This window comes from Dactylosporangium sp. CA-139114, assembly GCF_050955725.1.
Lineage (GTDB): Bacteria > Actinomycetota > Actinomycetes > Mycobacteriales > Micromonosporaceae > Dactylosporangium.
This window is the reverse complement of the sequence record NZ_CP192080.1, coordinates 2,494,672-2,506,096: the sequence shown is the minus strand read 5'-3', so window position 1 is coordinate 2,506,096 and position 11,425 is coordinate 2,494,672. Positions and strand designations below refer to the sequence as shown.

At 68.8% G+C, this 11,425-nt stretch carries 15 protein-coding genes; 9 read left to right on the top strand and 6 right to left on the bottom strand.

Translation table 11 applies throughout. From position 1 onward, the window contains the following. Positions 1 to 4 precede the first annotated feature (4 nt). On the bottom strand, positions 5 to 1,081 hold the full coding sequence (locus ACQP2P_RS11380) for a serine/threonine-protein kinase (RefSeq protein ID WP_433615368.1): 1,077 nt from the start codon (positions 1,079 to 1,081) through the stop codon (positions 5 to 7). Between the two features lie 162 nt (positions 1,082 to 1,243). On the opposite strand from ACQP2P_RS11380, the gene ACQP2P_RS11375 reads away from it, so the two are divergent. Further along, positions 1,244 to 1,573, top strand: coding sequence for a hypothetical protein (locus ACQP2P_RS11375; RefSeq protein ID WP_433615366.1), 330 nt, complete (start codon positions 1,244 to 1,246; stop codon positions 1,571 to 1,573). Between the two features lie 16 nt (positions 1,574 to 1,589). On the opposite strand, the gene ACQP2P_RS11370 is transcribed toward ACQP2P_RS11375, so the two are convergent. Together ACQP2P_RS11370 and ACQP2P_RS11365 are read right to left on the bottom strand one after the other, a co-directional pair. Continuing rightward, positions 1,590 to 1,793: a DUF397 domain-containing protein gene (locus tag ACQP2P_RS11370; protein ID WP_433615365.1), complete on the bottom strand. Its 204-nt coding sequence runs from the start codon at positions 1,791 to 1,793 to the stop codon at positions 1,590 to 1,592. 12 nt (positions 1,794 to 1,805) lie between these two features. Next, entirely contained in the window at positions 1,806 to 2,591 is a 786-nt protein-coding gene (locus ACQP2P_RS11365) for a DUF5753 domain-containing protein (protein ID WP_433615363.1), read from the bottom strand. A 255-nt stretch (positions 2,592 to 2,846) separates the two neighbouring features. Here ACQP2P_RS11365 and ACQP2P_RS11360 point away from each other — a divergent pair, with 255 nt between their 5' ends. Beyond that, on the top strand, positions 2,847 to 3,149 hold the full coding sequence (locus tag ACQP2P_RS11360; protein WP_433615361.1) for a hypothetical protein: 303 nt from the start codon (positions 2,847 to 2,849) through the stop codon (positions 3,147 to 3,149). A 261-nt stretch (positions 3,150 to 3,410) separates the two neighbouring features. Here ACQP2P_RS11360 and ACQP2P_RS11355 read toward each other — a convergent pair whose 3' ends face one another. The 3 genes from ACQP2P_RS11355 to ACQP2P_RS11345 form a co-directional block, all read right to left on the bottom strand. After that, complete coding sequence (locus tag ACQP2P_RS11355; RefSeq protein ID WP_433615359.1) at positions 3,411 to 4,076, bottom strand: prepilin peptidase; 666 nt, start codon at positions 4,074 to 4,076, stop codon at positions 3,411 to 3,413. A gap of 10 nt (positions 4,077 to 4,086) precedes the next feature. After that, positions 4,087 to 4,371: a winged helix-turn-helix transcriptional regulator gene (locus ACQP2P_RS11350; protein ID WP_433615357.1), complete on the bottom strand. Its 285-nt coding sequence runs from the start codon at positions 4,369 to 4,371 to the stop codon at positions 4,087 to 4,089. A 175-nt stretch (positions 4,372 to 4,546) separates the two neighbouring features. Further along, entirely contained in the window at positions 4,547 to 4,885 is a 339-nt protein-coding gene (locus ACQP2P_RS11345) for a hypothetical protein (protein ID WP_433615355.1), read from the bottom strand. A 365-nt stretch (positions 4,886 to 5,250) separates the two neighbouring features. Here ACQP2P_RS11345 and ACQP2P_RS11340 point away from each other — a divergent pair, with 365 nt between their 5' ends. From ACQP2P_RS11340 to ACQP2P_RS11310, 7 genes are all read left to right on the top strand, one after another. Beyond that, on the top strand, positions 5,251 to 5,754 hold the full coding sequence (locus ACQP2P_RS11340; protein WP_433615354.1) for a hypothetical protein: 504 nt from the start codon (positions 5,251 to 5,253) through the stop codon (positions 5,752 to 5,754). Next, positions 5,748 to 6,653, top strand: a complete 906-nt coding sequence (locus tag ACQP2P_RS11335) for a hypothetical protein (protein ID WP_433615352.1) — start codon at positions 5,748 to 5,750, stop codon at positions 6,651 to 6,653. The genes ACQP2P_RS11340 and ACQP2P_RS11335 overlap by 7 nt, the downstream gene beginning before the upstream one ends. 156 nt (positions 6,654 to 6,809) lie before the next feature. Then, on the top strand, positions 6,810 to 7,418 hold the full coding sequence (locus ACQP2P_RS11330; RefSeq protein WP_433615350.1) for an SAF domain-containing protein: 609 nt from the start codon (positions 6,810 to 6,812) through the stop codon (positions 7,416 to 7,418). Position 7,419: 1 nt separating this feature from the next. After that, entirely contained in the window at positions 7,420 to 8,241 is an 822-nt protein-coding gene (locus ACQP2P_RS11325) for a hypothetical protein (protein ID WP_433615349.1), read from the top strand. Then, positions 8,238 to 9,620 carry a CpaF family protein gene (locus tag ACQP2P_RS11320; protein ID WP_433615347.1) on the top strand — a complete coding sequence of 461 codons (1,383 nt, stop codon included), beginning with the start codon at positions 8,238 to 8,240 and terminating at the stop codon, positions 9,618 to 9,620. Before ACQP2P_RS11325 ends, ACQP2P_RS11320 begins: the two co-directional genes overlap by 4 nt. Continuing rightward, positions 9,611 to 10,510 (top strand): type II secretion system F family protein, encoded by a 900-nt coding sequence (locus ACQP2P_RS11315; RefSeq protein WP_433615345.1) that lies wholly within the window; start codon positions 9,611 to 9,613, stop codon positions 10,508 to 10,510. Before ACQP2P_RS11320 ends, ACQP2P_RS11315 begins: the two co-directional genes overlap by 10 nt. Continuing rightward, positions 10,507 to 11,406: a type II secretion system F family protein gene (locus ACQP2P_RS11310; protein WP_433615344.1), complete on the top strand. Its 900-nt coding sequence runs from the start codon at positions 10,507 to 10,509 to the stop codon at positions 11,404 to 11,406. Before ACQP2P_RS11315 ends, ACQP2P_RS11310 begins: the two co-directional genes overlap by 4 nt. Positions 11,407 to 11,425 lie beyond the last annotated feature (19 nt).

Below are 11,425 nucleotides of genomic sequence, written 5' to 3'. Positions count from 1 at the left end.
CCACCTACAGGACAGACTGGCCCGCATACCTGGACCGAAGGTCCTCCGCCACCCGCTGCGCTGCCGGGATTCGCGCGGACCGCCGCCGGACCGACTGCGTCGGCGGCACTGCCGGGTTGTCCTGTTCGGGTGACTCATCCGGCTCCGGTATATCGGACAGCACCGGGACGGCGTCCAACGGGCTTTCGAACGCCTCTGTGTCGGTGGCGACGCTCAGCGCTTCTAGCCGTGCCTCGATTGACGGTGACAGCACGTATGCGTCGTCGCGCCAGGCGGCGGACGGGTCGGAGCGGGCGATCAACGCCAGCCGGGCATCTGCGGGCGTCACGCCCGCCCCCGCCAGCAGGGCAGCGCACGCCGATGCCACCTCCGCAACGCCCGGCCTCGCCGCCGGATCGTGCGACAGCATCGCGGTCAGCAACGGCACCAAACTGCTCGACACGCCGCTCAGGTCTGGGCTGAACTGCGGGTTCAGAACGTTCGCGATGATTGTCTCCACCCGCCCGCCGTCGTACGGGTAGTGCCCGGCCGCCGCGTACAGCAACACGGTGCCCAAGGCGTACACGTCAGCGGCCGCTGTCACGTGCGGGTTGCCGCCGGCCTGCTCGGGCGGCATGCACCGAACCGTACCGATGATCATGCCGCTATGTGACAGCGAGTCGTGCGGCGCGTCGACAAACGCCGACAGCCCGAAGTCGATGATCATCGGACCGTCGGTGCCGAGGATGATGTTCTGTGGCTTCAAGTCCCGGTGTAGCAGCCCGACAGCGTGCACGGCTTCCAGTCCTTCGCACAGCAACGCGCCGAGACTCGCCACTAGCGGCGACGGCAGGACCCGCTGACGATCGACGTGCTGCAGCAGCGTGGTGCCCGGCACGTACTCCATCGCCAGCCACGGCCGGTCCGCGTAAGGATCAGCGTCAAGGAAGCGTGCGACCCGATTGGTGCCGATCACCGTACGGGCGATCAGCGCCTCGCGCTCGAACCGAGCCCTCGTGCTCGCGTCCAACCGATCAGACCGGATGACCTTGACCGCCACCGGCGAGCCAGCCGGCGAATACGCCAGGAACACCTCACCCATTCCGCCCTTACCCAGCCGTCTAGCCACCGTGTAACGGCCGATCTGGGCCGGGACATCCTCCACCTGCGGCTACCGCGCCTTCCCGCTCAGTGCTCCGAGATTCACTCCGCGACAGTCTGCCCGATCAACACCTCTCGGGACGACCCCCACACGGTGAGTGACTTGTATCTTCCCGGTCGGAGCGCCGTCGCCGCCCTGGTGACAGTGGTCCGGCGCCGGTTCGAACGCAGACCCGACGCCCAAGCCGCGCTCGATGCCGCCGAAGACAACCCAAGCGACCCCGGACGTATCCAAGCGCTCAGCACCGCTCTGCGAACGGCAGCGGCTGCCGATCCCGACTTCGCCGAAGCGCTGCGGGCTGTGTGGCGGGAAGTAATCGCGCACCTCGAAGTCCCCGACCCGGCCAACGTCAACCACATCACCGGGGCCATCACCGGCAACGTCGTGCAGGCACGCGATATCAGCGGCGGCGTCACCTTCGGAAACCCGTGAGGGACTCGGTCGACCCCTACGCCTTCAGGTCGAAGTGCCCAGCCTTGGCGTCCTCGATGAACGCGGTCCACTCATCTCGGCCGAACGTGAGGATCGGTCCGCTGCCGTGCTGCTTGGTGTCGCGTACCTGGACGGCGTCGTCATGCAGGCGGACTTCCACGCACGACCCGTTGTTGTTGCTGCGCGTGGACTTGCGCCAGGTGTCGTCGAGCGTGGACATGGCGTGCTCCCATCATGGTCGCTCCGCTGCTACCTCCTCGATCAGCGTAATGGAGCGAGCAGGGCTGAGGGCAGCGGCGCGGAGGTTGTTGAACGCCACGTTATACCTGCGTACGTCGGCGCCTTCAACGAAGATTCCACCGGTGAGCAGCTCCACGTAGACCACGTCCCGGTCGGAGTCCTGCTCGAACTCGATAATCGTGAAGTTCGTTGGAGGGGCCGGGTTCGCTGTGTCCCTGAACGGCAGGACCTGGAGTTTCACGGTCGGTAGTCGGGCCAGTTCGAGCAGGCGGGCGTACTGCGCCTGCATGACGTCGGGCCCGCCAATCACGCGACGGATGACTGCTTCGTCCAGGACGACCCACAACCGAAGTCGCGCGAGAGCGGTCTGCCGCTCCATCCGAACCCGCACCTTGCTCTCGATCGTGGTGACCGAAACAGCCGGCTCCGGTGCCTGCGCGGCGGTGTTGAGGAGCGCTCGGGCGTAGTCCTCGGTCTGTAGCAAACCGTGCACCGTCACCGGTTCGTAGACCCGCAGTTCGGCGGCTTCCGACTCCAGCCCCACGTACGTGGCGTACGAGTCCGGCAACGCGTCGGCGTACTGCGTCCACCAGGCGCGTTGCTTGCCCTGCCGCGCCAGCGTCATCAGCGCTTCGACGGTCTCCACCTCGGTCACGCCGTAATGGCTCAGTAGCTCCCGCAACTCCTTGGGCTGAATGCCCTGCCGGCCGCCTTCGATCTTGTAGAGCTTGCTCGGCGACGACCATTCCATCAGCGTGGCGACCTGCTCACCGGTCATGTTGGCCAGCTTGCGAAGTCGCGTTAGCTCTTGGCCCAGCCTGCGACGAGGGACGGTCGGGCTTGCACTGGTCACGGGTCGCAGTGTTACCCATGGTTGACCTTGATGCAAGAACGTGCGTTCAGAACAATCGATCAACGTAGGCGTATTGCTCATGCGAATCGCATATGCGATTCTCTTCGACCAGGGGTGGCGGGTCGTAGCCGTGAGCATGAGAACCGCCGCGCCCATCCATCACAGCCAACGGGAGGACGCATGGCCGAAGAACAGCAGCACCCGACCTGGTGTGAGCGCGCATCGTGCACCGCGTACGTCGAGGGGATGGAGCCGCTGCACAGGAGTGCACCGTTCGTGATCGCCGACGACGATCCGTCGACAGTGGTGCTGATTCACCGAGAGACCGACGTCGACGGATGGTCCGAGTACCTGGTCATCAGCAAGGTCGACAACCCGACCCCGCAGCCGTGGTACCTCGCGGAGCCGATCGGCAACCGCGAGATCAGTCTCCCGCAGTCCTCCGCGAGCGCAGCCCTGCAAGCCCTGGCGTCGATGGCCTGACTGCGTCGACCGTTCGCGAGGTGGGCCAAGTCGAGACGGGCCTCCGTCCGAGAGTCTCAATCGAGGCGTTGCGCCGCATCCTGGTCGAGAAGATGGTGTAGCTCCTGGGACCCTTCATGTCCATCGTGGACATACAGGGTCCCAGGCGGGTTCCGATCAAGCCTGTCCCGCTGCCGCCGCGTGGACCGTTGCCGTTGCACGGCGGCGCCGCTGGCCGCGATTTGCTGCTGGCGGCCGATCGAAAATGGCGGGGTCACAAGGCTATCTGGTCGCGTAGACGATGCCCAGCAGCCAGCCGACGAAGAGGGCTGGTCCCATGGGTGTCAGCGCATCGATGGTACGCCACAATCTGATGGCGATGGCCGCAACGCCTTGTAGGACCAATCCAGCCAGCAGGCCGACGACCGCTCCCTGAATGCTCAGCCAGCCGAGGTTGAGGGTGACGGCGCCGGCGAGCACGACATCACCGAGGCCGAGCTGGCCCGACAAAATAAGCGCGACAACGAGCAGGACAGTCGCGGTGGCCGCGCCTGCACCTGCCGCCCGCAGCAGTCGCGCCATGCCTTCGCCGCTGATCGCTGCGAGCGCGAAGCACAGGCCCGACGAAGCCCACAACGCGCCCGTAAGTTGGTGCGGTAAACGTCGGTATCGCGCGTCGATGATCGCTAAGCCGGTGCCGAGAACGGCGAAGAGCCAGAATGCCGGCAGTGTGAGCGTTGGTGGAACCGCAGCTCCGATTATCGCGGCTGCGATGCCGGTAGCCGTCGCCGTGACGAGCACGACTGCCGTGGGGGCTGGGCCGCCGGCCCACCATCGCGCGGGCAGTCGCACCGGCCCGGTTGTGGAGGTGCTGTAGGCGACGGCGGCTACCGGGATTCCGGCGAGTGCACCCGCGAAGCCAAGCGCGGTCGCAGTGAGGACGGTCATGATGGTATGGCTACGGGCCGCCGATGGCGCGGTGCTGTCGGCTCCACCGGTTGATCTCCGCGAGCAGATCAACGAGTTCCGCACCGCCGGCGGTCAGCCGGTAGTCGGCGCTATCGTCGTGCTGGCGGTGCTCGATAAGCCTCTGTCTGCGCAGGTACGTCAGCGTGTCGGTCAGCGTCCTGTTGTGGACCACACGGTGGTTGACGTTCGATACCGCGTGATGAAGCTGGGTGTATCGCAGTGGCCCGTCTTTCAGGGCCTCCAGAATGGCGACGTTCAGCTTCCGGTGGGTCAACAGGTCAAGGAGACGTTGCAGATCGTTCGTCAGCGCAGCTCACCTCCCCCGAATAGAGCGCGCGACAGCTCTGTGATCACAGTCTATGAGTGGGTGCAACCGTTCGGCCAACCCATTGTGACCAAGAAGCCAAGCTCCACGATGTAGCGTCTACGACCGCTGCCTCTCGGGTGAATTAGGTACTTAACGGATCAATCGGTCTCTTGGTTGGTGCGGCCCCTGAGGCGATCCATCGCCGCAGTCGTTGAAGATGACCGAAAATTGCTTCGCCTTTCCCGGTCAGGCTGAAGCAGGTTTCGGCATGGGGGTCGGCATCGAAGGTGCCTCCGTGGGAGCTGATCAAGAAGCCCTCGACTGCTAGCGCTCGCAGAAGTGCGGTGGGGCGCGGCGACTCGGCGGAAATCTGAGCAAAGCTGGCGGAGCCGCCGCGATCATGCATCGCGGACAGCACTTCGTACACGCCATTGCGCGCCAGGAGGATCAGGGTCTCGTCCGTACGATCGTGGTCGCCCATCGCGGTTCCGCCCTTCTCGCGACCACAATTTTGGAAGCGTAGCCGCCATCGACAGCGCCTGATCTGTCGAGTAGCTGACAGAACTTCCCGGCAGCAGAGCACCGCGGAAGATCGCCGTTACCCGAAGGTGCGCACCTCAACACACGTCAGTTCTGCGGCCGTCAAGGCACGTATTCCCAGGCACGCACGTGGACATCACCAAGGGGTGCGGGTGTACACACGAGGCGTGACATTGATGGAACCGGGTTTGACCGGCCAGCGTCAGAGCCACAGACGCGGCTCACGACAGGGAGCTGCGCGCCGATTCGGGGAGGTAGTGACCGGTGGTTTTCCGTCCACTCGTCGTTGGCGTCACCGCGGTAGCGGTGGCGTTCGTCGCGGGCTGCAACGGGGGCAAGTCGAGCGGCACGAGACCGCCGTCGCCGTCAGCGTCCGCCAGCCCGAGTCCGGATGCGCGGGCGGTCGCTGATCGGGATGCGCTGGCGGCGTACACGGCGATGTGGCAGGCGATGGCGAAGGCGGGTGAAGTGCCCGACCCGGATGCGCCCGAGTTGCGGCAGTATGCAGCCGACCGGGCGCTGGCTCGGATTGTTGCCGTGATCCTCACGTATCAGCAGACCGGGGTCGTCACGCGGGGCGCACCGGTCACGAACGCGCGGGTCACCGGGGCCACTCCGGCGGACGCGCCGACCGAGGTGACAGTCGCCGACTGTGGCGACTCCACGAACTGGACCAAGCACAAGAAGGCCACTGGCGAGCTGATTCAGGACGACCTGCGGGGACGGCGCAACATCACCGCTGTGGTCAGGTCCATCGACGGTTCGTGGAAGGTGGTGTCGTTCGATGTGGGGGACATCGGATCATGCTGAAGCTGATGCGTTTCGCGACGACGGTCGTGCTCGCCGGAACCGTGCTGCTCGCCGTTTCGACACCTGCGCAGGCCGATCCATGGGGTGATACGCAGTGCGACAAGAACCACAGCGCTCCGGGCTGTGACGTCACCGTTGGGGACGGTGGAGGCAACGGCGGCTCCAGCGGCGGCCAGGCCGGCAGTGGCGGCAGGGGCGGGGACGGCAAGTGCCGCAATCCGTCGGGGCAGGAGATTCCGTGTGAGCGGGACGGGGCGTGGGCGGGTGCGGATGGTTGCTACTACGCGCCAGCGGACCCGTCGCCGTCGACGATCGCCGCGCTGGGCGGTCAGCCGTCCGGAGACGGCGGCTGGTACACGTGGACCTGCTACGGCGACAACACCGGGTTCGGTGGTGTGGTGTGGGTTGCCGGTGCGCCGCCGGTGGTCTCGCCTGCGGTGTTGGGCAGGCAGGCGCGGGCGCGGCTCAACCTGCCCGCTGCGGTCATCAAGATGAATCCGCCTGGTGATCAGCTGGTGAACCTGCCGGTGTGGATGGCCCTCGACCCGGTGTCGTGGAAGGAGCAGTCGGCCACTGCCTCGGTGCCGGGGGTGAGCGTGACCGCGACCGCTCGACCTGTGAAGGCGTCCTGGTCGATGGGCGATAGCACAACGGTGGTGTGCACCGGGCCGGGCACAGTGTGGACGCCGGGCACGGATCCGGCGAAGGCGTCGCCGGACTGCGGCCACGTGTACCGGCGTTCGTCGACGAATACGGCTGGGGGCGCGTACACCGTCACGGTGACCGTGACATGGGAGGTGACCTGGGCCGGGGCCGGGCAGTCCGGCACGGTGCCGGGGCTGACGACGACCGGGCAGGTGCAGACCCGCGTGCAGGAGTCGCAGGCGGTCGTCGGCTAACACACAAGTCTTGATCGTTTCGAGCGCCGCGTCAGGGAGGACAAGGTCATGGCGCTGGGTTCCGTGCGCCCTGAAACAGGGCTTGAAGATCGTCCGACGGTGCCGGCGCCGCGTGCCGGGCGGGGGCCGTGGCGGGCGGCGAGGCGCCGTCGGCGGATGCCGTTCGTCGCGCTGGGTGGGCTGCTGGTGATCGTGTGCGTGCTGGCGTACGCGTACGGCGCCGTTCAACTCGGCGATCGGGTGCAGGTGCTCGCTGTCGTCCGGTCGGTGGCGGCTGGGCAGGCACTCGCGGCCGCCGACCTCACTCAGGTCTCCGCCGCCCGCGACTCCGAAGTGCGGCTGATCCCGGCGGTGCAGGCGGAGCAGGTGGTGGGCCGCACGGCGGTGGTGCCTCTGGTGGCCGGCACGCTGCTCAGCCCGCAGCTGCTCGGGGATGCGCAGTTCCCGCCGTCGGGGAAGGTGACTGCGTCGGTGGCGCTCAAGCCGGGTCAGTACCCGCAGGGGTTGGCCGCTGGTGCGCGAGTCGCCGTGTACGTGTTGACCAACCCGCAGGCCGGCGCCCAGCCCGCGCCGCCAGGCAGCTCGGCAACGAGCGGCTCGAGCGCGACCCGGCTGCCCGCGGTGGTGCTGAGTGTGGACCTGGCCGGCGACGGTCAAGGCGCCACCGTGATCACGTTGCTGCTGGACGCCGCCGACGGGCCACGGCTCGCGGCGGCGCCAGCCGGTGGCGTGGTGCTGATGCAGACCGCACCGCAGGGAGGCTGACATGCCGCTGCTGGCAGTGACCTATGTAAAGGGCCGACCGGGAGCGACGACGAGCGCGCTCGGGTTGGCCGCCACCGCCCCGTCCGACGTGACGCCGGTGGTGCTGGAGTGCGACCCGGCCGGTGGTGACCTGATGCGCCGCCACGGGTTGGCGGCCGTACCGAGCCTGGTGGATCTGGCCGCCATCGCGCGGGGCTCGACTGCGGTGCGGGACATCTTCACCAGCACCAGCCAACCGGCGGTCCAGACCCTCACGGTCGGCGACACGGTGGTGCCGGTGGTGGCCGCCCCGGCGGGTGGGGCGCAGACCCGCGCGGCCCTGCCGGAGCTGACCAATGCCGGTCGGCCGGTGCTGGCCCCGGCAGACCGGCTGGTGGTGGCCGACTGTGGCCGACTGACACCGGGCTCGCCGGTATGGCCGGTGCTGCGCCTCGCCGATGTCGTGCTCGTGCTGGTCCGCGCCCGCGCTGACGAGTTGGCTCACTTGCGGGAGCTGCTGTGTGAGCTGCTCGACGCTGGTACTGGCCGACTGGTGATGCTGCTCGCACACGGCGGGGTGTACCCGGCGGCGGACGTCGCCGAGGTGCTGTCCGCGCACGTGGTCGAGGAGTTGGCCGGTGACGCCAGGGCGGTGACCGTGCTCGGTCCGCTGCCGACGGACCGGCGCGGAGCGGCGGTCCTAGACGGCGAGCTGCTCGCGGGGCGGCGGTGGCGACGCCTGCCGCTGCTGCGCGGCTACACCCGCCTCTGGTCCGACCTCGGCCCGTTGCTGCCCGGCCTGCGAGCGGTGCAGCCGGTGACGAGTTCGGAGGTCCCGCGATGACCCGCTCCCTACTGCCTGGCCCGCCGGACGAAGGCAGTGAGATCGCCGTCATCCGGCGGATTCGCCGCGAGGTGGCCGAGACGCTGACCCGCGCCGCCCGGGCCCATGAAACCGCTACCGGCGAACCGATGCGCGCCCAGGACCAGGCCGCCACCACTCGCCGGCTGATCACCGAAGCGCTCGACGCGTACGCCACGGCGGAAATGAACGCCGGTCGCCCACCGCTGCGTCCCGATGTCGAGTCCCGGGTGGCCCGCGCGGTCGGCGACGCCCTTCTCGGCGCCGGAGGGCTGCAACCGCTGCTTACTGACGACCGGGTCGAAGAGGTACACGCCAACGGCTGTGACCAGGTGTTCGTCCGCTATACCGACGGTCAGCGGGTGCAGGTCGCTCCGATCGCCGACTCCGACACGGAGATGGTCGAGTTGGTTCGGCGGCTCGCCGCCGATGCCGGCCGCGCCGAAACCGGCGGCGAAGGCGCCGAGGAACGCCGATGGGACCGCGCGGCGCCGGTGCTGAACCTGCAACTGGCCGATGGCTCTCGGCTGCACGCGATCATGTCAGTCACGAGGCGGCCGGCGTTGTCGATTCGCCGGCACGGCTACGTCAAGGTCACCTTGGCCGACCTGGAGCAGCTCGGCACCGTCAACGTGGTGCTGCGCGAACTGCTCGCGGCCGCAGTGCGGGCACGGCTGAACGTGCTCATCGCCGGGCGTACTGCCGCCGGCAAGACGACCTTGCTACGCGCGCTGGCCGCTGAGATCGGCCCGCACGAGCGGATCGTCACCATCGAGGACACCTACGAACTCGCGTTGGACGCGGACAAGACGCTGCACCCGGACGTGGTGCCGTTGCAATCCCGGGAGGCCAACGTCGAAGGCGAAGGCGCCATCGACATGAGCCAGTTGTTCCGGTCCGGGCTGCGGATGTCCCCGGACCGGGTCTTCGTCGGTGAGATCCGCGGGCACGAAGTCATCCCGATGCTCAACGCCATGAGCCAAGGCAACGACGGCTCGTTGGGCACCATCCACGCCTCCTCGTCCGCCGGCGCGTTCAACAAGCTCGTGCTCTACGCCGCCCAGGCCCCGGAACGCCTCGACCCGGCCACCACCAACCTGCTGGTCGCCGAGGCGGTCCACCTGGTCGTGCACCTCGGCTTCACCGGCGACGGCCGTCGCGCGGTCACCTCCGTGCGAGAAGTCGTCGGCGCGGACGGGCTGACCGTGGCTTCCAACGAGGTGTTCCGCCCAGCACGCGGCGGCCGCGCCGTGCCCGGCGCCCCGCCGTCCACTGCCTTGCTCCAAGCCCTCGCCGCGTCGGGATTCGACCCGGACCTGCTCGATGACGCCCGCACGACGCCCGGCGGGGGGTGGACGTGATGGCGTTGAGCGTGCCCCTGGCGGCGCTGCTGGGCGCGGGAACCGCTTCCGGGCTGCTGCTGGTGTGGTTCGGCCTGGCTGGGCGGGACGATGGCGCCGCGGACCTCGATGTCGAGTCTCGGTGGTCGAGGTGGCGTTCGGCCCAGGGGCCGGTCGACCGGCGTCGGGTCGCGCTGTGCGTGACGGTCGGCGTCGCGGTGGCGATGGTGACGCGCTGGCCGGTCGCGGCGGTGCTGTCCACTGCCGGGGCATGGGTGCTGCCGCAGCTGATCGGCCCGGACCGCGAACACACCCGGCGGGTGGCCCGCATCGAGGCCATCGCGGTGTGGACCGAGTCGCTGCGGGACAACCTGTCCGGCGCGGCCGGGCTGGAGCAGGCGATCGCCGCCAGCGCCATCGAATCGCCCGAGTCAATCCGCGACGAGGTGACCCGCCTGGCGACCCGCCTGCACCGCAGTTGGCGGCTACCGGACGCGCTGCGCGCCTTCGCCGCCGAGCTGGCTGACCCGACTGCCGACCTTGTGGTGGCCGGTCTGGCCATGGCTGCTCGGGGCGCGGCAGGGCAGCTCGGCGACGTGCTCGGAGAGCTGGCCGCGTCCGCACGGGCCAAGGTCGCCTCCCGGCAGCGCATCGCCGCCAGCCGCAAACGCAACCGCACCTCGGCCCGGGTCATCGTCGGCGCCACGCTCGCGATGGCCGGCTTGTTGGCGCTACTCAACCGGGGGTACCTGACGCCGTTCGACTCCGCGCAGGGGCAGCTCGTCCTGCTGGCCGCTGGCGGCTGCTTCGCGATGGCGTTCTTCTGGCTTGCCCGCCTGATGCGCGACCAGGACAGTGCCCGAATCCTGGCCGGGGTCGCCGCCACTGAACACGAGGCGGTGTCGCCGTGACCGGCATCGTGTTGCTCGCCGGGCTCGGTACCGGCCTCGGCCTGTGGCTGATCGTCGTGGGATGGTTTCCGCGCCGGCCTCGGCTCGATCGAGCCCTTGACGCCCCGTACGGGCTGGCACGCGCGGCCGATCCGAACACTGAAGGTCAGCCAGCCGGTTGGACCGGGCGGTGGGGCCGTCCGGCTGTACGGTGGCTACGCCGAGCCGGCCTGCCTCTTGCCTCAACCCGTCGGGACCTGGCGGCGGTGGACAAACCGGTCGACGTACACCTCGCCGAGCAGGCCACTGCCGCCGTATGCGGGCTGTTGCTGCCCCCGAGTGCCTGCGCACTGCTCGCCCTCGTCGGTGCCGGAACCGGCCTTACGGTGCCGGCCGCAGCATCGCTGATCTTCGGCGTGGTGGGGTTCCTCGCCCCCGAGCTCTCGGTGCGCTCAGAAGCAGCCAAGCACCGCGCGGCGTTCCGCGACGCGCTGTCGTCGTTCCTCGACCTGGTGGTAATCAGCCTCGCCTCCGGATCCGGCGTCGACCAAGCCCTCGACGACGCGGCGAAGGTGGGCTCCGGCCCCGCGTACACCGAGCTGCGGTACGCGCTGACCGAAGCCAGGTTGGCCCGGGTCGCGCCCTGGGACATCCTCGCCGCGCTCGGCCGCCGGGTCGGCGTCGCCGAACTCCAGCAGCTCGCCGCCACTGTCGGCTTGGCCGGCACCGAAGGCGCCAAGGTTCGTACCTCACTGCGTGCCCGCGCCATCGCGCTACGAGCACGGCAACTCACCGATGCCGAGGGCGAGGCCAACGCCGCCACCGAACGCATGGCCCTGCCGATCGTCGCGCTGTTCGCCGGGTTCTTGATCTTCCTCGGCTATCCCGCAGTGGCCGCCGTCCTCAGCGGCCTGTAGTCAGCCCGAACACCGAACC